This window comes from Desulfobacterales bacterium (assembly GCA_030066985.1).
Classification (GTDB): domain Bacteria; phylum Desulfobacterota; class Desulfobacteria; order Desulfobacterales; family JAHEIW01; genus JAHEIW01.
In genome coordinates this window covers 1-24,291 of the sequence record JASJAN010000041.1, presented here as the reverse complement: position 1 = coordinate 24,291, position 24,291 = coordinate 1, and the positions used below count along the sequence as shown (strand labels likewise).

The window sequence follows — 24,291 nt, the reverse complement described above, 5'->3', positions numbered from 1 at the left end:
GGTCAAGATTATTTTCAGAACGCTAACATATAGATTCAGCGCCTGCCACAATGTTACATTTGGCAGGAAATCCAAAGCTTGTCAAGCGAACAGCCAGACCATCGCAACTATTGCTGAACAATAAATTGATTTTTATTATTGAGAGCATGGACCACCAGAAACGTATGCCATTCCGGTTGATCAGTGCTCCAGGCCCCGTCCGGTCGCTGTAAATGAACCAAATATTGAAAGGCACGCTCGAGTTGCGAGTCCACCTGTGGCATCTCAAGATGGGCCAGCGCATTGACCACCTGAAAAAACGGCAAGTGCGGTCCCCAATCGCCCGCTGCCGTCTGTAGACTTTCAAGCCGCTTAACAGCCGCATGCACGGCACTTTCAGTTGCATAAACCGGATGAACCACAAATGCCCTGAACAGATTGTTAAAGCATGCCGGGTCACTCCAAAAAAGCTGATTTTTTTCGGCATCATCATTGAGCGATTGATAAAGCGAAAGGATTTGCGCATGATTTTGGCGGTGGAAGATGCTCGCTAAAAACAAAGTGGCTCCCAGTAAAAAACCATCCCGGCGACCGGCCACAAATGGCAGCTGATCGAGCACTTTGATGTGCACTGATTCTTTGGTTTGACTGGTGTTCGGGTGGAGCTGGCGCTCAGCCTGCTGCAAAAGCCAATCCAGGGCATTGTTTATCTGCAGTGTGGGTTGACGGATGGTTAAATGCAGCCCAAACAGCTGCCGGGTCGTCAGGGTCGCCGAAGCGCCCCACGACCCATTATTGTCTTGGCCTTCTGTCAACTGCGCCGTGGTCATCTCGAAATCGCTCTGCCATCGAAGCGTCTGCTCTTCGTTAAGCCACTTTTGCCGGGCGTATAAACCGGCGGGTGTCGTACTGGCCTTAAAAACATTTAGGGGATTATAGCGAAGCGTCATTTTTTCAATGCCTCTGTGCAACGGTGTTTGCAGAGCAGATCTTTTCTTAATTTCAAAACCGCCAGTTCTTTGGCCTTGGCTTCAACTTCAACAGTCATGCGCAAATCCAACCAATTTTTAGGAAAATCTCTGATGTTGATGTAGTCATGGTGTGGCCGGGGATTATTGGTTTTCCAGCCGCCCAACGGGCTTGAAATATGAAACAGCGGTTCTCGATCCCAGGTTTCCAGCGCTTGCTCGGTGGCCGATTCTACATCCATCCCATCGGGCAGGCAACGGTGATGATGCACGTCATAGACGAATGGAATGCCGGTCTCTTTGCAAAACGGCAATAAATCAGCGGGAGTAAATATGCGATCATCATTTTCCAGTGTTAAACGGGTTTTGACATTTTCTGGCAGTTTTTCAATGCGGCGGGCCAGGCGACGCAGGGTTTGGGGCTTATCGCCGTAAGCTCCTCCGGCATGAATGTTGAGCACATCTGCTTGTATCCAAGAAGCCACTTCTGCCTGGTATGTTAAATCGGCAACAGACCGTTGGGTAACGCCTGAATCCGGCGATGATAGCAAGATAAACTGATCCGGGTGAAAGGTGACACGCAGGTTGTGCTTGCGGCTAAACGCACCACATTTTCGAAACTGCCTTAAGATTTGCTGATAATCGGGCAGCACTTGCAGGTCGTATCGGTGGTCAGGGTGGGTTTTCAGCGGCAAAATTTGACTGTTGACACGAAAGCCGCCGATCCTATTTTGTTGACAAAATTGCAAAGCGTTCATCAGCGCATTTGCATTGTGCAGGCATATTTCTGACAGATATGCTTTTTGTTGCTGACGGGATTTTGTTGCCAGGTATTTGGCGGTTGTCCGTCTGAATTTAATGGGTGCTTCACGAAAAAGACAGCACAATCCCAAACGCAGCATGCGCGGTTTCCTTTTTAAAGTGTTGTAAATTTAATTTAACAAGGAGGCGACAAAACCGGCTATCTGATCGGCCCCGTTGGGCTTTTTATTTCGGGCGCGCGGTATCCGTAGAAGCTCCGCCAGATCCTTGGTAAAGGCACCATTCTGAAAATCAGATTCTTTGATAGGCATACCGCCTAAATGGTTTTCGATAAAACCAACCAGGGATTTCATTTCACGGTTTTCAGGCCGGGCAACGTATCCGAACGGAACCCCTGTCTGATATATTTCCGCGATGGTGCTGTAACCGACCTTGCCAACCACCGCATCAACCGCATTGATCAAATCAGGGTGAAAATAATCTGAATTTTCCGGCAGCAGAACCAGATTTTTTTTTATGATCTCTGTAGCGGCCGCACCGGGCACAATAAATTGGATGTCGGGCGCCGATGATAGCTTGTCGATAAAACCATAGTCTTTGGTCACTCCTCCGGCGGTGATCATGACGACCCTGTCGTTTGGTGATATTCCCAGCTTGCGGCGGATGCTGACGCCAGACATCTGAATTTTTCGACTGACCGGAGCGGCCTCCAATTGGGCTGCAGCGACATTGCAGACGGGCTGGGTTTGAATATGGACATCGGCTTCAGCAAAAATGGATTTCAAATATCGATTAAATTCATTTAGCCCTTTATCGTCATATCCCTGATAGAGCCAGTCCCAGGTAAAATTTTCAACCAGGATCGAGGGCACCCCCGCCTTTTGGGCCACCCGGATGCCCATGGCCGCGATATCACAGATCACCACGGCGCAATTTAGCCGGCGCAGCTGTTTGGCCAGAGTCTTGATCTGGACCGGGTCAAAAGGCATGAGCTGTCTCAATTGTTGAACGGTAGCCGGCAAATCAGCCTGAAAGGGTGTTTTCTGAATCAGGCCAATATCCGCCAGCAGATCATGATAGGTGAATGCAAAAGAATTGCTTTGCGCAAAAAACCATGGTGGCACGGTGGTAAAAATATCAAACTGAATTGAAGGCGCGATGGCCGTCAACGCCTCCATGATAGCGGCTGCGCGTGCGGCATGTCCGAAACCGTGCGGTGTTATGAAAACAGCTATGCGTTTGGCAGGACCTGCCCGCCGAGATCGAACCGTCATAAGTGTGTCGGCAGTAAGATAGACGGGATGGGGGTCTTATCCGTTTCGAATGATATTGAGAAAAGCGGTGGACCTGGTAAAAGATTTGTTTTCGCAGGCACCGGCAAACCTTACTTGATCACAAAATGAGCGCGCCTGTTTTTGGCCCAAGCGTCTTCTGTTGAACCTGCAGCAATCGGCTGCTCTTCGCCATAACTGATTGTGGTTAAGCGCGAGTCTTCAATGCCCAGGTCTGTCAGGAAGGCCTTGGAGCTGTATGCGCGCCTGTCGCCCAATGCCAGGTTATATTCATTGGTACCGCGTTCATCGCAGTGGCCTTCGATGATTACCCGCGCACTCGGGTTGTCTCTGAGCCATTCCGCTTTTTCACGCAAAATTTCCTGAGCTTCCGCTGTTAAGCTGGCGCTGTCAAATTCAAAAAGAACGTCCTCGTTTTCGAATCTTTCCCTCGCGGTTTGGATTCTTTCGCCTTCGGCACGGAAGGCCTCTTCTTTAAGGGCCTCTTCTTTTATGGCCGCCTGACGCTCCTGTTCCCGTCTTCTAGCCTCCTCTTCTGCTTGCCTGCGGGCTTCTTCCTCAGACATCGTGGGTTCAGTTTTTAATTCTTTTTTAGCACACGAAGGCGCTAAAAAGGCCACGAAAATGACCAGCAAGAAGACCAGAAGTGCCCACCTTTTGTGATTCATTCTTTCCTCCTTTTATAAAGGGTTCACGGCATAACGGGACTTTTTTTACAACCCATACATATCTCAAAGCGGTCGAATTGTCAAAATAAGCCCATTGGCATTCGTATGTCTCAGCGGCTGGTTGGACGATCCACATCATGATGCCAGGCAGGGCGAACAGAAGGCGAAGGCACAAAAAAATGGCGACTCATGGGGATATGAGTCGCCAGATGAGGAGGACATAGAGGTATGCATTAGAAGCATAGATCTGTGGGGTAGGTTATTTATAGACTACTACATTGTGGCATGTCAAGCTTTTTTTTCATTTTTTTATGGTACCGGATTGCGGCAAAATAAGGCAAAAAGCTTTACTATTCGCAGTTTATAGCTTTGAGCTTGCTAAATATTGAAATATACTCCCTAAATTTGACGAAATGGTGTATATTCGCAGGCAACTATCGATCGATTTAACTTGAGAATCGCAGCAAGAAGCGCTTTAATCCATGGTGGCAACTTATTGCTGATGTGATCCAATTTGGCCCGCATGACACGGCTTGCAGCTAGATCCTGTTTGGGTGCCAGGATGATTATTAGACAGTGCCTCCTTAGTGATTATCTTTATATTTAAAAATGAAAACACTTCATAAAGAAAGAACACCGCTTTACGTATCTGACGCCAAGACCTGTGCGCGCCAGATGGTTAGGGAATCGCTGGAACAAATCCTGGCGGGCACCTATGAAATCCCTTCTTACGATGAAATGATCTCGGTTTTAGACCGTGACTTTGAACATTCTTTCGATGAGTTTATGACCCGTCGCAAAATTATGAAATCCCATCTCACTTGGAGTAAAGAGCAGGTTGATGATGAAGTCGAACGGCAAAAGAGACGCTATGAAAATGAGCTGCGCGTCAATTTGAGAGTCGCTGCCTTGAACACCATCGAAGAAATCGAAAATCTGGTCAAAAGCCTAAACGAAGCCATTACCAAGTGGAAAATCGAAAATCTCTAAGCGCTTAATCTTTTAAAATCCCGTCTTTGTTATTAATCCAGCCCGCTTTACGACCCATCAATTTTTTCAGAATGATTTTTCTGTCGGCCCTGGAAATTGTTAAATTTTAATGTGTTTGCTAACAAAATTCTAACAATAACTATTATTATTTTCCAGGTCCAGAAATTAGGTAAAAACCGAAAATAGTTCTGGACATCTTTAGCATTCTTGAATTTTTGATCGTTTATCCTGCCTGTTCAAATGTTGGGGCATAGATCAGGGGATCTTACCAAATACCGGACACCGAAGTGATCATTTTCCAGAGGAGGAACATGATGATCTACAGCATTTGCATTTATCAATAGAATTCATATACTCTAGTTGAATAAACGATATAATTCGCAGATGGAGAAATATGGAAATAGAACGGAAATTTTTAGTCACAGAACTTCCGCCCGAATTGGATTCGGTTGTTGGGATCTCGATTCGACAAGGGTATGTTGCAATTGAAGACAGCGACTTTGAGTTGCGGTTCCGGCAGAAAGACGGTTCTTTTTATCAAACCATCAAACAGGGCTCCGGTCTGGTTCGGCAGGAATATGAAATTGAGTTGACACGCGACCAATTTAAATCGTTGTGGCCACTGACTGAAAGCCGCCGAATCCAGAAGGTTCGGTATAAATTGCCCCTCGGTGATCTCATCTGTGAGGTCGATATCTTTGGCGAACCGTTAAAAGGACTGCAGTTGGTTGAAGTTGAATTTGATAGCGTTGAACAAAGCAATACCTTCATGCCGCCAGATTGGTTTGGAAATGAGGTGACCGAAGACAGGCACTATAAAAATCGGCAACTGGCGCTTCACGGTTTGCCGAAAGCAACCAAAGCATGAGCAACGTGTCAGGCCGTTTTTGATTACATCGCTGCATGAATCATCATTCCGCCGAAGGCGGATGTAAACGCATGCCTAAAATTTTCCGCTTTTCACGCCGCCTTCGCAGGACATTGACATGAGCATTGAAGCTGTTGATCCATCCATGCATTATCCCCAATCCGGTGTCATCCCGTTTCGATTGACAAACGGAGAGATTGAGATTTTGCTGATTACCACCAACAGCCGCAAGCACTGGACCATACCCAAGGGCCTCATTGAAGATGGGATGTCAGCGGCGGAATCGGCTGTTCAGGAAGCTTACGAGGAAGCTGGCATTGAGGGTGAGCTGCATGGAATCAGTGTGGGTCGCTATCAATATCATAAATGGGGGGGAACCTGCGAGGTGGAAGTTTTTCTAATGGCGGTCACCCACTTATTGGACCACTGGCCGGAAGAATATTTTCGCGAAAGGGTGTGGCGCAGCATCGATGATGCCCGTGCAACGGTCAAACACAAGGGCCTTGGCGATATTTTAGGTGAGATGGAATTTGTCATACCGAAAATCAGCTCCCACCCCGCCAACGGCCAAAGCAGTGCGCCAGAATGAAATGTTTTAACAGCAGGCCCATCGGTTGACACATCAGTTACCGTTGATCATCCTGCTGTGAATGGCGCTTGCCCATCAAGCCTCAATATACATCAGGAACAAAGCTGTGCTGGGCAATAGAGGCCTGATCGTCGTACTTTCCTTTATTGCTGCGTTTGCCGAGATCAACCTTCTTGCGGGATAATTTCTTGTACGGAATCAGGCTCAGCAAATGCGTAATGCAGTTGAGCCGGGCACGTCTTTTGTTATCTGCGCGCACGATATGCCACGGTGCCCAGCCTGTGTCTGTGGCGGCCAGCATATTGTCACGCGCACGCGAATAATCATACCAGCGCTTGAATGACTCCACATCCATGGGGCTGAGCTTCCAAACCTTTCGTGGATCTTCGATACGGGCGCGGAAACGGCGCTCCTGCTCCTCTTTGCTGATGTCAAACCAGTATTTGATCAGCTGAATGCCGGATTCAACCATCCAGCGTTCAAAGATCGGTGCCTTCTCTAGAAAATCTTCATACTCATCTTTGGTGCAAAAATTCATGACACGCTCGACACCGGCGCGGTTATACCAGCTGCGGTCAAACAGCACGATTTCGCCGGCGGCTGGAAAACGGCTGATATAGCGCTGGACATACATCTGGGTTTTCTCGCGATCGGTGGGGGCTGGCAGGGCCTCCACCCGGAACACGCGGGGGCTGACTCTTTCAGTAATCCGTTTGATCACGCCCCCTTTGCCGGCAGCGTCGCGCCCCTCAAAGACGACAATGATCTTAAGCCCCTTCTCTTTGACGTACAATTGCAGCTTGACCAGCTCGGCATGCAGCTTGGCAAGTTCCTTTTCATACGCCTTCCTTGAAAGCTTGCCTTCAGACTTATCAGGCTTATTTTTCGGCTTATTTTTGGATTTGGATTTTTTCTTGGCCATGCTTCTCCCCCCTTCTAAATCGTAAGCGTGCGTATGCAGCTCAGAGGTCACACCAGTGATTTGCCAAATTTTTTACGCTGTTCTTTCATCAGTTTAAATTCTTTGTCACCGGGGATAACAATCTTTGGATCCGGGCTAAAATTCAGCTTTCGTTTCCTGCCTCTGTAGCGCACCGCATTGAGAATAACCTTCATGGATTCGCGTCGGGCAAGATGCTTATCATCGGATCGAATAACATGCCAGGGCGACTCTTTAGTATGTGTCCTTTTTAAAAGCATGAATTTTTTTTCTGTAAATTCATCCCACAGTTCCTGGGCCTGCAAGTCCACTTCCGACAGCTTCCATTGTCTTAAGGGATCATTTTTGCGACGCTCAAAGCGTCGCGCTTGCTCTTCTTTGCTGACTGAAAAATAAAGTTTTACCAGTATGGTTCGGCCTTCATCTTCTAAAAAATTTTGTTCGTAGGTGTTCACTTTTTTTAAAAAACGCTTATATTGCTTATCCGTGCAAAACCCCATCACCGGCTCAACCAGGGCGCGATTGTACCAGCTTCTGTCAAACAATACGACTTCTCCGGCATGCGGGAAATGCTCGATATAGCGTTTGATATGCAATTCTGTTTTTTGATATTCATTGGGTTTACCCAGCGCCACCGCATGATATCTTTTCTCATTCATGTAGCGGGTCACGCGGCGAATGGTGCCGCCTTTGCCGGAGGCATCCCGGCCATCAAAAAGGATCACCATTTTCTTTCCGGTTCTCTCCAGATGGCGCTGCATTTTGATCAATTCCGCCTGGTAGGGTTTTAACTCCTCTGCGTTATAATATTTTACCAATACGGCCTCGAGAATTTCATTTTTTTCTTTTTTTTTGAGAACTTTCAAGATTTTCCGAAGTCGTTTGTCAATTGTCGCTGAGCAGGCATCCAATTCAATCTCTTTCACTATCTCCTTGATCTGAGTTTTAGAATCCGTCATTTTATGCCCTGAACCTTTTTGCTTGCTTTGCATGGCTTATTTGTCTCCCATATCAGCACCCAAATCAGATGTATTGTTTAGGCTTTGAATTGCTTATTTCACTTCTAGGTTGATGCCTTGGCAGAGAACTGCTGCATCACTATCAGGTTGCGATGCTTTATACCGATTGTAGAGAATGCGAACGATACCATCGGCCAGACCGACCTGAGGAACATAGATGACGTCGATTCCGGCCCACTTCATAATTTTAAGGTAGATATCCAAGGCCGGAATGATGACGTCGGCGCGATCCGGCCGCAAAGCCAACTCCTTAATGCGTTCCTTAACCGTAAAATGTTTCAGAAAGCGGCGGACTTTCATCATTTTTTTGATTGTCAGCGGTCTGCCGTTTTTACAGTTTGCCAGACGAAATACCTTGTTAATATTTCCGCCGCTGCCGATTGCCGCCATGGTTGTGAAGGGTGCAGAGTAGTTTTTGAGCCATTGTTTCATCTTTTTCCAATAGGCCTTTGACACCAGACCCTCCATAAGCCGTATGGTTCCGATGTTAAATGACCTGGAAGCAATGTTCCGCCCCCGGGAAAATAGGGTAATATCGGTGCTGCCGCCGCCGATGTCCACGTATAAATAAGCATCGTTTTGACCGAACAGATCGGCGCTTTTATTCTCAAAAATAAACTCGGCCTCTCTTTTGCCGTCGATAATATCAATTTTAATGTTCGCCTCGGCCAAAATTCGATTGCAGATCTCTGGCCCGTTTTCAGCCTCACGCATTGCCGAGGTGGCGCAAGCCATATAATCCAGCGGCTCAAAGGCTTCCATCAGGTGTTTGAATCCGATCATGCTCTTGACAAGCTCTGCGACCTTGCGTTCTGAGATGAGTTTTTGGGTAAAGGCATCATCACCCAGGCGAATGGGCATACGAATAAGTGACATTTTTCTGAAGGTCGCTGTATACCCTTCTTCGAAAACACCGGACAACAGGAGTCGCACGCCATTTGAGCCAATATCAATTGCCGCGAACTTTAATATCGATTCCATTATGTATATGCTCTATATGAAGATTTAATGGAGTTAATGAAGGGTCGCCTTGCCTTTGATGCATCCTAAGCAAACCTTCTCCCGGCAGGAATTTATCAATCGATTTCCTTAGATATATTGAAACAGCTTTACCAGAAAGTCAAACCCTGTACAGCTTCTTTTTTTCATCAAAAGACTTACAGTATGTCGGTTAATCTTTTATTATCCCCTCGAACACAACCGTTGCAGGCTCTAAATGGTTTAAAATTAGGATGTTATCAGCGTGCTCTGTTTATTCAGGTTGACATTGCCTTGCAATGTCATCTATAAGAAATAGATTCGGGGGAAATAATTAATTCAATGAATTGCGGCAATTCTGTATTGGATTCACAATCCGTTTTTCCGTCTCGCCATCTCATCCAGTGCGCATTACTGCCAACTCGATCTGTTCTGCCTTGTTAAATCATAGTCTATGCGCACCGGCAACCTTAGCGGGAGGTATGAAAGCCAACATCATGAGCCCTCAAGTACAGCAACAAAAAGATCCCATACAGGCTAAAGACGATCGGGTGCAAGAAATTGCAACTGACAAGAGTGGTGTTAAAGAAAAAGACAAGGCGAGTTCAAAAAAGCCCGAGAAAATCGACATCGACTCCCCGAGTGCCCTGATCAACCGTGAGTTAAGCTGGTTGAGTTTTGCCCGCCGGGTGCTTGCACTGACTGAAGATCCGAATGTGCCATTACTTGAGCGTGTCAAATTCGCCGGCATTATGGGTATGCTGTATGATGAGTTTGCAATGAAGCGCATGGGGGGACTTAAACGCAAGATAGAGAAAAGAAAACACAAAAAGAAAACCAAACGCTCCCCCGACGGTCTTACTGCCCAAGAGGAACTGCAGGCGTGCCGGGAAGAATTGGTTAAACAGGCGTGTCTGGTTTCCCGTCTGGTGACCGATAAGATTCGACCCGATTTGGCCACAGCCGGCATCCCCATTCTGGAATATTCCGAGTTAAGTGACAAACAGCAAAAAAAGATGCAGCGCTATTTCCTTGAATCGGTGGAGCCTATTTTGACACCGCTGGCTGTGGATGTGTCTCACCCTTTTCCTTTTATCAGCACCCTAGGGCTCAACCTTGCAGTAGAGGTTAAGGAAACCAAAAAAAAACGCAATCGCTTTGTGCGCATCAAAGTGCCGGCCAACCGCCCGCGCTGGGTACCGTTGCCTGATGCACCCGGATTTGTACCTTTAGAGCAGGTGATTGCCGCCAGTCTGACACTGCTTTTTCCCAAAGCCGCCGATCTTAAGTGTTATTATTTCCGTGTCACCCGGGCCGCTAAGGATGACCCATGGGAAGGGAATATTCTGGAGGACCCTGACGCGGATTTGGCTCCGGGACAGCTGATCGGCATGGTCACAAAAGAACTCACCGCCCGCAAATTTGCCGGTGTAACACGCCTAGAGGTGAGTGCCGATATGCCCAAAAAAATGCAACGCTGGCTTTGTGAGCAACTCGAAGCGGAACCCGATGAACTGGAAACTGTAGAGGGTTTGATGAGTCTGGCCGATTTGATGAAGTTTCAAGTGGAGGGATATCCGGAGCTGCGCGATCGGCCCCATCATCCGATCACCCACCCGCGTTTGCGGCACATCGATTTTAGCCAATCGGCAGACATATTTACCGAGATTTGCAAAGGGGATATTTTGCTGCACCACCCCTATCACAGCTTTGATAGCTCCATCTTACATTTTTTAAGAAGTGCGGCAGTTGATCCGCAAGTGTTGGCCATCAAGCTAACAATCTATCGCACCAGCAGTGATTCGCCCATCATTCAGGCGCTGATGGAAGCCGCACAGCAGGGCAAGCAGGTCGCGGTATTGGTGGAGATCACTGCCCGTTTCGATGAAGCCCCCAACATTGCCTGGGGTAGTCAACTGGAGCGGGAGGGCGCGCACGTGGCCTATGGCGTGGAACGGCTTAAAACCCACGTCAAATTGGCTCTGGTCGTCCGCGAAGAGCAGGACGGTATTCGCCGCTATGTCCACGTGGGAACCGGCAACTACCATACCGTTACGGCCCGTATTTATGAAGACATGGGCATTCTGAGCTGTGACCCGGAGCTGGGCGCCAATGTCGCAGCCCTTTTCAATGAGTTGACCAGTGCCATGCCGTCTCAGGATTATGGCAAACTGATGGTGGCGCCCTATAATTTGCGTGAAAGGTTTACTGAGCTGATTCAACGTGAAGCACAGAACAGCCTTGCCGGGCTCCCTTCAGGTATCTGGGCAAAAATGAATCAGCTCCAGGACGCACGTTTGATTCGCGAGCTTTATCGTGCCGGGCAGGCCGGCGTGCCGATTTCCCTCAACATTCGCGGTTTGTGCTGTCTGCGTGCGGGTGTCTCCGGATTATCGGAAAACATACGGGTTTTCAGTACTCTGGGCCGCTTTTTAGAACACTCACGGGTCTATCGCTTTGAGAATGCCGGTGATCCTGAATTTTTCATCGGCTCGGCCGACTGGATGCAGCGCAATTTAGATCGCCGCGTGGAAACCATCGTGCCGGTTACCGACCCGGAGCTCAAACTGGAGTTAGAGCAGACTCTGCAGGTTTACGAAAGCGATAACAGCTCTGCCTGGGATATGCAGCCGGATGACAGTTATGTAAAACGGCGCCCGCATAAAAACCAGAGGCCCCACGCCGCTCAAGAAGTCTTTATCGATCTCATTGGTAAAAAAACAGGTATTTAAAAAATCCGATCATGATCAAAAACCTGAAATTCCATTTGCCGGACGACCATGATGAAAAACAATTGATGCGTCAGCTGGCCGATCCGTATCCCATTCAGCCAATACCCACAGCAACTGAAAAGTTTGCGATATACGATACGTTTGACTGGCGCTTGTTTAAAAAGTCCCTTGTTTTGTACTCATCCGGCAACCGGTTTTATTTGCGCAAACTGTCAAAAAGCGGCATCCTGGAAAGCGTCGATTTCAGCCGGCCGCCGGTGTTTATTTGGGATTTTCCCGACGGTGAATTAAAACAAATGCTGGCGCCGATCATCAAAATGCGCGCCCTGTTGAAGCTTTTTGATGCTGCTTGCCGATCAACCTCCTATCGAATCCTGGGCCCGGCTGAAAAAACAGTGGCCTACCTGGTGTTCGAAGAATTTCGCCGCCCGCGAAAAAGAAGTGGAGCGGCCTTAGCCCAGCATTTGTTGTTGAGACCCGTCAAGGGATATCCCAAGTATGCGCGTCATCTGGCCAAAAACCTGAAAAAAGCCGGCCTAACCAGCGGCAGCGAAAAGGAATTTTATTTTAATGCGCTGGCATCCGTTAACCGAAAACCGGGCAGCTACTCTGCCAAAGTTAACGTTGAACTTGATCCGGCGATGCGCTCGGATGAGGCCACTAAAGAGGTATTGCGCTTTTTGTTGGCTGTTATGCGCGCCAATGAGGCCATTTTTGCAAAAGATTTGGACACCGAAGTTCTGCATGATTTCAGGGTGGCAATTCGCCGAACGCGCTCGGCCCTGGCTCAGGTCAAAGGCGTGTTTCCCGCAAGAACCACCAATCGATTTAAGAAAGGCTTTGCTTATGTGGGGAAACTCTCCAACGTTTTAAGGGACCTTGACGTCTATCTGCTGGCTCGGGATGATTATAAGGCAATGCTTTCTGCTGAATTGCGTGATGACATCGATCCGCTGTTCAGCTATTTGCATAAAAAGCGGGAAAGCGCATTTCAGCATGTCCTGCGGGGCCTGAAGACCCAAAAATATGCCAGGATTATGAATGACTGGGAGGCATTTTTAAAGCAGCCATCGCCGGATAAGCCGACGGCTCCAAATGCAAAAATTGCGGTCATTGACTTGGCGCGTCGCAGAATTTTTAAAAAATACAAGGGGATTGTTAAAGCGGGTAATCAGATCCTGGCCAACACCGAAGATGAGCTGCTGCATGCCCTCAGAATTGAGTGTAAGAAATTGCGCTACCTGTTGGAATTCTTCGCCGGTCTGTTCCAGCGCAGGAAGATGAATGCCCTGATCGGTCAACTCAAAAAATTACAGGACAATCTCGGTGATTTCAACGATCTATGTGTTCAGCAGGACTATTTGCTGAATATCAGCGCGGAGATGCCGGACGGTCAACAAGAAGTCAAAAAGACGCTGGTCGCCATCGGCAGCCTGATTCAATCACTGAGCCACAGAAAACAGGCTGTTAAAGAAGCATTTGCCACGACCTTCAAGGACTTTGCAGCGCCTGCAAATCAGAAGCTGTTTAAAGAACTTTTCAGCCCCAAATCCAGAAAGAACACTTCATGACAACCTTGGCAATTTTCAGCAATAAAGGTGGGGTGGGCAAAACCGCCACAGCCGTAAACTTGTCTTACCTGGCTGCCCAAACGGGGGCCAAAACCTTGATATGCGATTTAGATCCACAGGGCTCAGCTTCCTATTACTTCCGGGTAAAGCCCAAGCTCAAGTCCGGCCCCAAAGGTTATGTCAAAGGCGCCAAAGGAGTTTATAAAAGCGTTAAAGGCACCGATTTTGAAAACCTGGATATTCTCCCGGCGGATTTTTCACTCCGCAAGTTAGACGTGTTGTACAATAAATTCGGCAACTCTAAAAAACGCCTTAAAATAATGCTTTACCCGTTTGCGTGCGAATATAAGTACATCCTCCTGGATTGTCCGGTGACCATCGGCATTTTAGCTGAAAACATTCTCAACGCTGCTGACCACGTCCTTGTGCCCATGATTCCCACGACACTTTCGGTGCGAACCTACCGCCAATTGCTGGCGTTCGCCAATAAGAAACGATATGACACCAGCAAAATGTACCCTTTTTTTTCAATGGTCGATCGGCACAAAAAAATGCACCGTGAATTGATGCTCAGCGTGTCAAGGGGTTTTAAAGGCGTTTTGCAAAGCTTTGTGCCTTATTTGGCGCAAGTGGAAAAAATGGGGATTCACCGGGCGCCGGTGTCGGCCTTTGCACCCAAATCAGTGGCTTCAAAGTCATACCAAAATTTATGGGACAAAGTTGAGAGCACCATCTTCGCTGCGCGTTAGTGGCTGCGCTTACCGTCCTGGGACCCGTTCCCTTTTTTGATGAAATAAATCAAAGAATTTTCATTTACAAGTGATGGGATCGTAATTAGATTTTTTGATAATTCAAGAAAATCAATCCAATTAAAATGACCGTTACCTATCTTGGACTGTCTTAAAAATTAGGAGTTAAACAATGGGTAAAAAGGCAAAAAAGCTGTGTTCTTGGAAGAAGAAAGATGTTTCCGCAGATTTTGGAAAATTCAAAGGTATTGTCAGAAAACCGAAATACGCATGTAAAAAATGCGGCTGGGTTTCGAATAAAAAAACCTACCTGCATAAACCAACTGCATTGAAGTATTAAACGAATAGCACCATGTCATATCAGGCAACTTCATGCGCTAAACAGATACGGCATATGACGTTTACCTGCAAATGGTAGGAATAGATGAAAACGCTTTACCTGGCCCGGCACGCCAAATCAAGCTGGAAATATCCAAAACTGGATGATTTTGAAAGACCCTTGAACAAACGCGGTCGCAAAAATGTGCCACTGATGGGCATTGTTCTGGCCAAGCTAAAGGTGGCACCGGACCTGATCATATCCAGCCCGGCCAACCGGGCCGCCATGACCGCCCGGGTTCTTGCGGCAGCCATAGATTACCCGCTTGAAAACATCCAGTACAGCGAGGCGATTTATGAGTTCAGTGAATTTGCGCTGATCGAGGTGATCCAGCAAATCGACGATGAACTGAAAGCCGTTATGCTTTTCGGCCACAACCCGGGCATCACCGGGCTGGCCAATTATGTCGGTGATCAGTCGATCAGCAACATCCCCACCTGTGGCGTCTTCTGTGCGGAGCTCAACATATCATCCTGGGCTGACATAAGCGAGCAATGCGGCAAAATGATCTTCTTTGAATTTCCAAAAAAGCATGTCATCTGATCAATTCCTCTAAGCCGTCAGTCAGCAAACCACCTACTGCAAATAGCAGCGCTCCACTTACGACGCACTGCTTTTGTTAGTGGTCTTTGTTGTCAACGGTTAACAGCATCCCTATGCCAGGGGTATAGGCGCCATAAAGGCGCAGGCCGATTAAGTTAAGGATTTCGTTTCGTCACGGGCTGCATCGGCGTCGGTATCCAATTATTCAATTCCAATTTAGTTCATTGTCAAATTTTTGACCTACCCAGCGCGCTCACCGGGAAATTCTTCCCCCACCTAATTTTATATGCGTCTGATATTATGGTGACTAATTTTTTTAAAGCGTGGCATAAGCTTTGCTTTTCGAATCCAGCGGTGCGCTGATAAAAAAGCACGTATTCATTTTATCATTGCGAGCACCGCCGCGGGGAACGCTTACTTTTCAATTAACCTGAAATTAGGACACCTTGTATGGCATTTGAACAGGACGCCAATGGCCGAACCACCGGCCAACCGTTAAGTGCATTTGACAACAGTTCGGGAAAATTGACGACCGAAAAAAGCCGTCATCGAAAGCTGACGCTTCCGATAGCAAAAAGAAAAAAAGACAATTTTTGCTATTGGCGGATCTAAAGGCGGGGTCGGTAAATCTGCCATTGCGGCCAACCTGGCTGTTGGCCTTTCCCTTTTGGGCCGGAAGGTGGTGCTGGCAGATCTCGACTTAGGGGCGCGGATGTGCATCTGTATGTGGGCGTCAAATCACTGCTAAAACCTTGAATGACTTTTTAGACAAAAAAGTCTCCTCTATAAAGGAAATTTTGACCCCCACGCCTTTTGACGGTTTGTCATTGATTGGCGGCGACTCCTCCAAACTGGGCAGTGAAAACCTCCCTTATCACCAAAAACAAAAGATTTTGCGACACCTGCGAGATTTGGATGGTGACTTTCTGATTCTCGATCTGGGGGGCAATTCATCCTATAATGTGCTGGATTTTTTTCTTTTTGCCGATCACAAGATCGTGGTCAGCGGATCTGAGCCGGCGTCAATTTTGGACAGCTACAGTTTTGTAAAAGTGACTTTCTATCGCTTTTTGGAGCGGTTTTTTTCAGAATACAAATCGCTCAAAGAACTGAGCCTGCAAATTAAAGATGGCTCGCTGGAAGATGCGAAAAATTTTTCACTGGATACTATTTATGAACGAGTCCGCCAGAGAGATTCAAGGGCCTACATGGAATTAAAGCAGCGCTATGAACAATTCGGCGTCTCGTTGGTGGTCAACATGGCCGACAATCGCAAGGATTTTACTATTGCCAAGTCGATGCAGCAGCTTTTGAAAGAAAAATGCTTTCTGAATGTCGGTGTTTTGGGAACGATTCCATATGATAAACTTGTCCGCAAAGCAGCCCGCAGCTTTACGCCAATTATCGTTGACAATCCGCGATCCAAGCCCAGCAAGGTCATTCATCAGATGCTGGCAGCCATTCTGTTGGACCGCGAAAACGGCGCCAATGGTGCTGAGCTCCAGCAAAAAGCTAAATGGATCCGAAGTGAGGCTAAAGATCGAATCTGCCCAGACGAAATGACTCTGGATGGGTTAACGGTTCGCCAGACCAACGCTATATATGACCAGTCACCGAAACTGCGTCAAAGTTTTCGGAGGATTTTAGATATCATGACGACCGAAGTACCATATATAAGATAAGGAGAGCCCATGCTAAAAAAAGACAGAAAAATTAAAAACGACCGTTCGTCTGATGCCGATAAATTTCTCGACTTAAAAAGCTTCACAAAGGATTCAAGCCAGATGAAAAGAAATGAAAAATCAATTATCAGTGAAAATATTGCTATTGAGGGCGACATTCGTGGTTACGGCAATCTGGTGATTGAGGTTTCGGTGAAGGGCAACATCGAGCTGGAAGATTAAAATTTTGCCACTGGCCCCACCGGAAGCGTTGAAGGTAAGATCCACGCCAGGATACCAGCATCAGTGGTCAAATGGTTGGCAATGTATTGGCCCAAAGAAATGTTGACATCAGCCACAGTGCCAATTTTCAGGGCGAGATTCATGCCAGCGGCATCGCAGTGGAGAATGGCGCGGATTTTAACGGCACGGTGGAACTCAGCCGGGGAAGCCATAAGAAAGCCGCAGCCAAGATGAGCAAATCTGAACCACAGTAGCAGCCCGCACCCCGCTCCAACCAAGCCGGTTAAAAATGCCGACAAGTGATGATGACAAATTCATCACCGCAAGCCGTCGTTTTGAAAATACACAAGGGTTCATTCGATTAGAATGACCCCTTGTGATATTTAAGGGCCCCCGTTAAAGTGATTTTCCGGTGCTTCCTGTTAAGTGACGCCAACCACAGCAGCACTTCCGGCAGCAATGCCTATTTCGCAATTTTGGCGGAACCCAATGATTTGTTAGATTTGCGGGATGACTCTAGCGCTTCTGCGGATTCATCTGCAATGGTTGACAGCTTCGGCTCTGCTTGCGAGAGGCTATCATCTTTGGGTTTGATGGTGCAATTGCCTTCAAAAATAACTCCTTCATGAATGACGACGACAGGCGCGGTGAGATCTCCGTACATGCGCGCCGGGGGGTTGAGTTCGATGCGCTCTGTGGCGCGAACCGTCCCATTTACTTCACCGTTAACAGTGGCGGTTCGAACAAAAATATCGGCATGAATCACGGCATCTTCGCCGATAACAACCGATCCGGCACGGCTTTCAATTCCGCCTTTGACGTGACCGTTCATAAACAGCGTTCCTTCAAATACAAGGTTTCCTTCCAGAACCGCCTGCGGTCCCAGCATTTGAATATCCTTGTCCAATTTTTTCATATGTTTTTTCCTCTCTTTGCGATCAACCCTAAGCTGCTAATTTTTTTGGGAGAGAATAGCTGCAAAACGTGCCAGCGGTTGTTTGAATTTGACCTTTGGGTTGTAGACTGTCTCTGGGTAAAAAAATCGTGTGGACATGTGCTGTATGCTCTGGGCGGCCTTTACACGGGGAGCGGTAAGAAGTAGAGGCTTCTTTTTTATCTCTGCCGTTCGCACTGCGGTTCTCTCATATGGGATAGCCCCCAGATACTCGGGTTTGATGCGAAACCTGCCTTCATGTGAATTGAGCTTCTTATCGGCTGATTTTGTGAGGGTATCAAAAAGCTTGAATCCCTGGCGCAGATGACTGACCTGATTGATCAGCAGGATCGGCGCAAATATCCACTGGGGCCTGTAATTGGAATGCTTGGACTCCAGTCTTTCTTCGATCTCAATAAACCGGGAAAATGCGGCCTTTGTGCAGGCGTAACCACTGATGAAGTCCTGGGGCGTGGTGACAATAATCGTGTGATCAGCCGCCAATGCGAAATCCATCACCATGCGGGATATGCCGGCGCCCAGGTCAAAGATCGCAAATTCATATCGTTGACTGATTTTTTTAAAGTGGTTGATAAATTTTATCTTCTGGACATAGTACAAATTCGCCAGTTTAAATTCTCCGTAGGAACTGGCGATCAGGTCAAAACCGTATGCTGTACGAAAAAGAAGTTCATCCAGTTTTTTATTTTTTTCCAGAAAATCGATCAGGTGGCTTTTGGGAAACAGTCCCAGTTTGTTTGAGACATCTGCATTGCCCAGATCCGCATCAATTAGCAGCACCCTGGCGCCTTTTTTAGCCAGGCTGTAGGCCAGGTTGATGGAAATATGGGTTTTGCCGACCCCCCCCTTGTTTGAGATCACTGAGATGGTGGTTGCGGCGCTTGCATCTTTTTGGCTTTTTGCAGAAATCGGTTTTTGAACTGTCTTTGCGGGGCGATTTTTCACAGATAGCGCTGCAGCGTATCCGTTGCCATAATACTTTTTTAGTGCGATCGAGAGGGAATTTTTAGGCGCCACCGCCGGACGAATCTTAAACCCGGTGAGCAATTCCAGGCTTTTAACGGCGACGGGTTCCTCCGGTGTCATCATGGCGACCAGCAGGACATTATCCACCACGCGGATGGGCAAGGCCTGTCGTTTGACGGCCATTTCCGGTTCAAGAAGGCTAAGCGCAGACGGTTCGATGGCAGCCCGCAGCGGATCGACAAAAGGTATTTTTAAGATTTGCGCCTTTTTCTTTGCTATTTTCGTATCGTTTTCTAATTGCGCGGGCATTGAATAAACTTTTGATGTTTGCTTGGAAAGCGCCATGCGGGATATTTACCCTGATGACTCCCCTGGGTATTGGCACTCTCAGTTCGCATCCATGGACATATCATTTCTTATGGGAAGGTTGCGTGTTTACCCCTACAGGACAAATCCAGGGTGCGTGGATGTGTCCATTTAGAGATCGTTAAAATTGTTTTACGCAATGTTTAGAGCAAGTTACAAAACATTTTGGGGGCAGTCTTGTTGAAGAACCTGGATAACAACTTGCTTTTATTGGATATAATAAAGCAGAAGGCTATTGTTTGTCAATAAATTATCGCCACAACATATTGTGTTAACTGAAAAGGACGCTCCGAACCACCCACGAAAAAAGCGCTTCATTTCGAAGCGCTGTTTTTCTGTGGTGATCCCAGGGGGATTCGAACCCCCGTTACCGGGGTTTGAGGCACATGACGCTGATTTTGATAATGGTTTGAAAATGAGCAACCTTTCGAATTTAGAGCAATGGTGAAAAAAAGATGGGGTAAGATTAGGGGTATTTTTTACTGAATTTGTCTATCTTTACAGAAAGAAATACCCCAGAGGATACCCCAATTAAAATAGGTCCTGACGAATGAAGCGGGGGGATAGGGGCCATTGCTATTTGGCATTAATATGTAAAGACTGCCAGTGTGTTAAATTTACAAAAGGGTTTTTTAAACATCCAAAATAAATTAATTAAGACAAGTCGATTTTAAAAAATAATACCACTTTATGAACAATGACCAGGATTCAATTTTTCATTTTAAAATTAAGGTACAATCTAATCTGACAAAAAGCTGAAATACAATACGTTTACATAATCTGTAATTTTTTTGTGCGTAATATTTTCAGATATGCATAGCAAATCCACAATAAAAGGGAATTGGTGGTTCAGGCACGTAGTCCACAATTTTCAACAGACGGGTTTTTGTTGTATTTGTTTTGCAAATCACAATGTGAAAAGTCTTGTGATATTTCTTTCACATCTGTAATATTTCAAATTAGATGACATTATGAATTTTTTTGAGAAAATTCTTAATGAATATACCATTCCAAGACTAACTATTTTTTATTATAAGCTTATTTATGCCAAAATCAGAACAGAAATCAGATTCAAAGGATAATGGTGGCTCCCGCCTAAGGGTTGAAAGGCGACAAGTAGATGAGTCTAAACGGAATCCAGACAGAAGAACCGGCAGGGATCGGCGTAAAGGCTATGATCGCAGAAGCGGATTGGGACGTCGGCGGTACCTGGATGACGGAGCTGTTGAACGGAGAGATGTATTTAGAAATCAAAATAGAAATAAATGATATTGGGGAAAGACTATCTAAGGTTGCATTTAGTGCTCTAACTATTAGTTGACGGAGGTAAGCGACATGCCGGATGACGTCTCCACAAACAATCTTGAAGAAAGAAGGTCTGAAAACAGAATTACACTAGCTGAACTCTATAGTGTGGAAATTGACCTGGGTCGCCCATTACCCATTTATCAATTAAAATTACGAGATATATCTGGGCACGGAAGATGTATTTTGGTTCATGAAGATTCTTCGATAATAGATTATTTAAAGGTCGGTCAAGAACTAAAAATGAAGTACTGGACAGATAACAGGTCTGAACCTAGTGGTTTTTTCAAAGCTCAGGTAAAGCATATATCAAAGCAAGATGAGGGGCGATTTAAAAATCATTTTTTAATTGGAATATTGATTAAAGAGAAACATGATTTTGAATTAGATAGGTCCAAATCCGGATTAACTAATACAGATCGCGACAAAAGAGGTGCAGTCGACAGACGGCAAGCAAGTGATAGGCGTAAAATATTAAAGTCAGGCTATGTTGAAGAAAGAAGATCCGGCCAGGACCGCAGAAGTGGGATAGATCGCAGAAGTGGAGTGGACCGCAGGAGCGGAGTGGATCGAAGAAGTGATAGGAAGTTATAGAGAAGTCATCCCTGCATCTGGGTCACTTTGCGTTCTAACCTGTAAGAAAATTCATGACTTAGGTTTTTAAAGTTTAAAGATTTGGAAGCGTTGGAGCCCAAATTGAGCAATTTGCTTATTGATAGAAACGTAATTCCACATTTTCAACCCATCGTAAAATTTTCAAATATGGAGGTAATCGGTTACGAGATTCTTGGGAGGATTTCTGACGAGTACCTGCCATCGAATCCTTCTGAGCTATTAGAGCTAGCTCAGAAGTTTGGGTATGACTCTGAACTTAGCGCCTTGTTCCGTGAAGTGGGAGTTGAAGTTGGGAGATACTTGCTGGGATCTCCCGTTTTATTTGTCAACACTACACAAATGGAAATTTACAAGACAGATGATCTCTTGGGGTCGTTCAAGAAAATCCATGATATGGCTCCCTCGAACAGAATCGTAGTCGAAATTAATGAAAAGGCTGTTACCACCAAAAATGAAATGTCGAGGCTTCGCAATGGTTTGGAAAAACTAAACATAGGACTGGCATTTGATGACTTTGGCGCTGGGCAAACCCGGCTGGTGGAGCTTGCCAAGGCTCCTCCAGATTATCTTAAGTACCAATGATATCTAAAATTATTTTTTCTCTGTGGGAGACAATTATTTGTCAATGCTCAAAAATTTCAGGCCAAATCCTTCGTCATTCGTCCAAACAATTTTTCCTTTGGCTTTGATTTGTTTGCCCTTTTTTAGTGGCAGTACCAGCGTAAGGATTTGTCCCACTTCGAAGGCCTTTTCAGCCATGATAAAAACACCAGAAGGACTGATGTTTTTTATTGAGCCTTCAAAGACTCCGCTTTGAGACGTAAACAGAGTGAATTGATTATATTGTCTTCTTGGATGCTTCCTTGGCCCTTTTGTTTTTTTTGTTTCTTTCCTTTCGTTCCATTTCAAATCTTGTTGATTGGCAACAGATTCCAATTTAACGCCATAACCAAATCGAAAAAATGATTTTTTCAATTTCTTTCGCCACATTAGTTCTCCTCGGTGATATTCCAAAACATCAGGAATTGAGGCGTAGGGTGAATTTTGAATACCAATATAGATTTGCATGCCCGGATTCAAGACACTGTCAGACTCAAAATAGAACCCCTCTTTGCTATAATTGAACATCTTGGCTTTGTGAATTTTTCCCGACTCTATATCTTGAACCTGAATAGATGACCTGTGATGCAATCGAGCACTATCCCTATTTTCAATATTTTCAAAATTTTGTTCAGCTTTTCGTTTCATAATTTGTCCGAACCTTTTTTGTGAAAATCAGCGTACACCATTTGCCTTTCAAGCAGATTTAATTGTTATATAATATATGCTTAGTATTCAAACTCGATATCAGGAAGTTCGTTATCCAATGCATCATCAATTTCTTGAGGTTCTATTTTTTCAAGACTGTTATCAAATTCTGATAAAATGCGAACGTCCTTATCAGACAATGCGATAGCGTTATTCTCGCCATTATTGATTAAAATTGACAGGGGAATACGCACTTCAAAATCAAGCTTATAAGCGACCTGATTATTATCGATGATGATATCGCCATTAATACATTCACAGGACTCGATTGATTCGATGCCATATTGTTCGCGGCAAATCATCTCTATGTCAGATTGATTAATTTTCGATTTTAACTGATTAATCAATTCACGCTTTGCCTCTTTAACTGTATTTTTATCTATAGAAAAATTTATCATTGATTACCCCCCTTTAATTATAAAATATCTTGATTTTACACTTAATCTTATCGGCAATAATGAAACTGAACTTTAAACTTTAGTAAGATCGGAAGATCCTCCTAAAGACTAACAGCGAAGGATCAGATTCTATTAACCAGTTGAAAATTCTGAAATGCACTTGATTTCTTGATCAATGTAATATGATGAAACAGAGGTAGAAAAGAATTGACGGGGTAAGGGATTCGAATTGGGGAGCCTGGAACAGACCAAAAATCAATATTTTTTCTGGATTTAAATATCTTTTAGGTGCAGTAACTATGATGCAAAGTAGACTGTCTTTTGTAGGGTATTGGAATATTTAACAATTTGTCAACCACAACCTACAGGAGGCATTTATGAAAAGTATCAATAAGCAGATTCAGGGCGAAAAATTATTTGTCGGCATCGATCTGCATAAACGCAGATGGCATGTCACCGTTAGAACCTTTGATGTTGAAATCTTCAGCAGCAGTATTGCCGGAAGATGGGAGGACCTGCGCAGGATATTGAGTCGGTATAAGGGTTGTCGGATAAATGCCGTATATGAAGCGGGTTATCTTGGATTTTGGTTGTTTGATCTTTTAATCCATTATGGTGTTGACTGTATCGTAACCCCGCCGAGCCTGATTCCTCAACAGTATGGCAATCGGGTAAAAACCGATCGTCTTGATAGCCGCAAACTGGCCCAGCTGTTAGCTAAGGGGCTGTTAAAGCGTGTGTGGGTTCAGCTGATCAAGGGATGCTTGTCTCTGCCATCTTTTGTGATTTAAAATTATCAAGGCTATTGGAGATAAGCTTGCAATTAATCCACCAATTATGACACCAAGTAGAATTTCAGGCATCTCTGCCTCCATAAATTTTTTATTTTGATAAATGCAGCTTATCTTAATAGAAAACCTGGTGTCAAACAGTGGGCACGAAAAATGAGGAAAAGGCGACCCACGCCGTATGTATGGATCGCCTGTTAAAGAGGAGAACAAAGAAGAAACCAGGTGACTGACTGTTGGCTGCAGATGAATCACCTGAATTGTTTATCTGATAGCATGCCACCTTGTATCATGTCAACAAAAATAGCAATTATTATAAATAATAATGAATAGTTATAAAGATTTACAGATGTATTTCTTTCTATAAATAAACCTAAACCAAATTACAAATAAATTTAATCGAGATAGGAATTTTTACCTTTTCGATTTGTTACGTTATACGTACTATCGTCTCTGAATTGTAGATTAGGAAGGCCTAAAACAAAACTACAGTAACTATGAGAAACTACCAAATATCAATTTTTTCAAAATAATTTCAGATACCAAATGGATATTGTAACTTATCGTATTATTGAATCTGGCGTCAAAACATTGGCTTGTAAAATATAGCCTCTGGCAAATAAAAGGGCAGATCCATGGGATCAGATCAGTTTCACCCT

28 protein-coding genes are annotated in these 24,291 nt (G+C 45.4%); 17 read left to right on the top strand and 11 right to left on the bottom strand.

Annotated features, from left to right (window positions below; genetic code table 11):
• Positions 1–107: 107 nt before the first annotated feature.
• The 4 genes from QNJ26_18230 to pal all read right to left on the bottom strand — a co-directional run bounded on the left by QNJ26_18230 (position 108) and on the right by pal (position 3,669).
• Positions 108–929, bottom strand: coding sequence for a hypothetical protein (locus QNJ26_18230; protein MDJ0987484.1), 822 nt, complete (start codon positions 927–929; stop codon positions 108–110).
• On the bottom strand, positions 926–1,849 hold the full coding sequence (gene uvsE, locus QNJ26_18225) for a UV DNA damage repair endonuclease UvsE (GenBank protein MDJ0987483.1): 924 nt from the start codon (positions 1,847–1,849) through the stop codon (positions 926–928). Before uvsE ends, QNJ26_18230 begins: the two co-directional genes overlap by 4 nt.
• A gap of 30 nt (positions 1,850–1,879) precedes the next feature.
• Complete coding sequence (locus tag QNJ26_18220) at positions 1,880–2,983, bottom strand: hypothetical protein (protein MDJ0987482.1); 1,104 nt, start codon at positions 2,981–2,983, stop codon at positions 1,880–1,882.
• 110 nt (positions 2,984–3,093) lie between these two features.
• The gene (gene pal, locus QNJ26_18215; protein MDJ0987481.1) at positions 3,094–3,669 is read right to left on the bottom strand and encodes a peptidoglycan-associated lipoprotein Pal; all 576 of its coding nucleotides are present in this window, start codon (positions 3,667–3,669) and stop codon (positions 3,094–3,096) included.
• A 609-nt stretch (positions 3,670–4,278) separates the two neighbouring features.
• On the opposite strand from pal, the gene QNJ26_18210 reads away from it, so the two are divergent.
• The 3 genes from QNJ26_18210 (at position 4,279) to QNJ26_18200 (ending at position 6,116) form a co-directional block, all read left to right on the top strand.
• On the top strand, positions 4,279–4,659 hold the full coding sequence (locus QNJ26_18210) for a hypothetical protein (GenBank protein MDJ0987480.1): 381 nt from the start codon (positions 4,279–4,281) through the stop codon (positions 4,657–4,659).
• Between the two features lie 394 nt (positions 4,660–5,053).
• The gene (locus QNJ26_18205) at positions 5,054–5,527 is read left to right on the top strand and encodes a CYTH domain-containing protein (protein MDJ0987479.1); all 474 of its coding nucleotides are present in this window, start codon (positions 5,054–5,056) and stop codon (positions 5,525–5,527) included.
• A 118-nt stretch (positions 5,528–5,645) separates the two neighbouring features.
• Positions 5,646–6,116: an NUDIX hydrolase gene (locus QNJ26_18200; GenBank protein ID MDJ0987478.1), complete on the top strand. Its 471-nt coding sequence runs from the start codon at positions 5,646–5,648 to the stop codon at positions 6,114–6,116.
• Between the two features lie 82 nt (positions 6,117–6,198).
• Here the strand turns inward: QNJ26_18200 and ppk2 are convergent, their stop codons facing one another.
• The 3 genes from ppk2 to QNJ26_18185 all read right to left on the bottom strand — a co-directional run bounded on the left by ppk2 (position 6,199) and on the right by QNJ26_18185 (position 9,056).
• A complete protein-coding gene (gene ppk2, locus QNJ26_18195; GenBank protein ID MDJ0987477.1) occupies positions 6,199–7,038 on the bottom strand; it encodes a polyphosphate kinase 2 in 840 nt (279 codons plus the stop codon).
• Positions 7,039–7,085: 47 nt separating this feature from the next.
• Positions 7,086–8,015: a hypothetical protein gene (locus QNJ26_18190; GenBank protein MDJ0987476.1), complete on the bottom strand. Its 930-nt coding sequence runs from the start codon at positions 8,013–8,015 to the stop codon at positions 7,086–7,088.
• 93 nt (positions 8,016–8,108) lie between these two features.
• On the bottom strand, positions 8,109–9,056 hold the full coding sequence (locus tag QNJ26_18185) for an exopolyphosphatase (protein MDJ0987475.1): 948 nt from the start codon (positions 9,054–9,056) through the stop codon (positions 8,109–8,111).
• A gap of 479 nt (positions 9,057–9,535) precedes the next feature.
• Between QNJ26_18185 and ppk1 the strand changes: the two genes are divergently transcribed.
• The 10 genes from ppk1 to QNJ26_18135 all read left to right on the top strand — a co-directional run bounded on the left by ppk1 (position 9,536) and on the right by QNJ26_18135 (position 17,185).
• Positions 9,536–11,785 (top strand): polyphosphate kinase 1, encoded by a 2,250-nt coding sequence (ppk1, locus tag QNJ26_18180; protein ID MDJ0987474.1) that lies wholly within the window; start codon positions 9,536–9,538, stop codon positions 11,783–11,785.
• 11 nt (positions 11,786–11,796) lie between these two features.
• On the top strand, positions 11,797–13,356 hold the full coding sequence (locus tag QNJ26_18175; GenBank protein MDJ0987473.1) for a CHAD domain-containing protein: 1,560 nt from the start codon (positions 11,797–11,799) through the stop codon (positions 13,354–13,356).
• Positions 13,353–14,105 carry a ParA family protein gene (locus QNJ26_18170; GenBank protein ID MDJ0987472.1) on the top strand — a complete coding sequence of 251 codons (753 nt, stop codon included), beginning with the start codon at positions 13,353–13,355 and terminating at the stop codon, positions 14,103–14,105. The genes QNJ26_18175 and QNJ26_18170 overlap by 4 nt, the downstream gene beginning before the upstream one ends.
• A 172-nt stretch (positions 14,106–14,277) precedes the next feature.
• A complete protein-coding gene (locus tag QNJ26_18165; protein ID MDJ0987471.1) occupies positions 14,278–14,445 on the top strand; it encodes a hypothetical protein in 168 nt (55 codons plus the stop codon).
• Between the two features lie 84 nt (positions 14,446–14,529).
• Entirely contained in the window at positions 14,530–15,027 is a 498-nt protein-coding gene (locus QNJ26_18160; GenBank protein ID MDJ0987470.1) for a histidine phosphatase family protein, read from the top strand.
• A gap of 450 nt (positions 15,028–15,477) precedes the next feature.
• The gene (locus tag QNJ26_18155; protein ID MDJ0987469.1) at positions 15,478–15,639 is read left to right on the top strand and encodes a hypothetical protein; all 162 of its coding nucleotides are present in this window, start codon (positions 15,478–15,480) and stop codon (positions 15,637–15,639) included.
• Between the two features lie 22 nt (positions 15,640–15,661).
• A complete protein-coding gene (locus tag QNJ26_18150) occupies positions 15,662–15,775 on the top strand; it encodes a hypothetical protein (GenBank protein MDJ0987468.1) in 114 nt (37 codons plus the stop codon).
• Positions 15,776–15,824: 49 nt separating this feature from the next.
• On the top strand, positions 15,825–16,709 hold the full coding sequence (locus tag QNJ26_18145; GenBank protein MDJ0987467.1) for a hypothetical protein: 885 nt from the start codon (positions 15,825–15,827) through the stop codon (positions 16,707–16,709).
• A 9-nt stretch (positions 16,710–16,718) separates the two neighbouring features.
• Positions 16,719–16,931, top strand: coding sequence for a hypothetical protein (locus QNJ26_18140; GenBank protein ID MDJ0987466.1), 213 nt, complete (start codon positions 16,719–16,721; stop codon positions 16,929–16,931).
• A gap of 59 nt (positions 16,932–16,990) precedes the next feature.
• A complete protein-coding gene (locus QNJ26_18135) occupies positions 16,991–17,185 on the top strand; it encodes a polymer-forming cytoskeletal protein (GenBank protein ID MDJ0987465.1) in 195 nt (64 codons plus the stop codon).
• 209 nt (positions 17,186–17,394) lie between these two features.
• Here QNJ26_18135 and QNJ26_18130 read toward each other — a convergent pair whose 3' ends face one another.
• Positions 17,395–17,847, bottom strand: coding sequence for a polymer-forming cytoskeletal protein (locus QNJ26_18130; GenBank protein ID MDJ0987464.1), 453 nt, complete (start codon positions 17,845–17,847; stop codon positions 17,395–17,397).
• A gap of 36 nt (positions 17,848–17,883) precedes the next feature.
• Complete coding sequence (locus tag QNJ26_18125; protein ID MDJ0987463.1) at positions 17,884–19,161, bottom strand: AAA family ATPase; 1,278 nt, start codon at positions 19,159–19,161, stop codon at positions 17,884–17,886.
• A gap of 1,177 nt (positions 19,162–20,338) precedes the next feature.
• Between QNJ26_18125 and QNJ26_18120 the strand changes: the two genes are divergently transcribed.
• From QNJ26_18120 to QNJ26_18110, 3 genes are all read left to right on the top strand, one after another.
• Positions 20,339–20,539 (top strand): hypothetical protein, encoded by a 201-nt coding sequence (locus tag QNJ26_18120; protein MDJ0987462.1) that lies wholly within the window; start codon positions 20,339–20,341, stop codon positions 20,537–20,539.
• Between the two features lie 14 nt (positions 20,540–20,553).
• Positions 20,554–21,117: a hypothetical protein gene (locus QNJ26_18115; GenBank protein MDJ0987461.1), complete on the top strand. Its 564-nt coding sequence runs from the start codon at positions 20,554–20,556 to the stop codon at positions 21,115–21,117.
• Between the two features lie 102 nt (positions 21,118–21,219).
• Positions 21,220–21,720 (top strand): EAL domain-containing protein, encoded by a 501-nt coding sequence (locus QNJ26_18110; GenBank protein MDJ0987460.1) that lies wholly within the window; start codon positions 21,220–21,222, stop codon positions 21,718–21,720.
• A 33-nt stretch (positions 21,721–21,753) separates the two neighbouring features.
• Here QNJ26_18110 and QNJ26_18105 read toward each other — a convergent pair whose 3' ends face one another.
• The gene (locus tag QNJ26_18105; protein ID MDJ0987459.1) at positions 21,754–22,386 is read right to left on the bottom strand and encodes a PilZ domain-containing protein; all 633 of its coding nucleotides are present in this window, start codon (positions 22,384–22,386) and stop codon (positions 21,754–21,756) included.
• An 80-nt stretch (positions 22,387–22,466) separates the two neighbouring features.
• On the bottom strand, positions 22,467–22,844 hold the full coding sequence (locus QNJ26_18100; protein MDJ0987458.1) for a hypothetical protein: 378 nt from the start codon (positions 22,842–22,844) through the stop codon (positions 22,467–22,469).
• 377 nt (positions 22,845–23,221) lie between these two features.
• On the opposite strand from QNJ26_18100, the gene QNJ26_18095 reads away from it, so the two are divergent.
• Positions 23,222–23,635 (top strand): transposase, encoded by a 414-nt coding sequence (locus QNJ26_18095; protein ID MDJ0987457.1) that lies wholly within the window; start codon positions 23,222–23,224, stop codon positions 23,633–23,635.
• Positions 23,636–24,291: the final 656 nt, after the last annotated feature.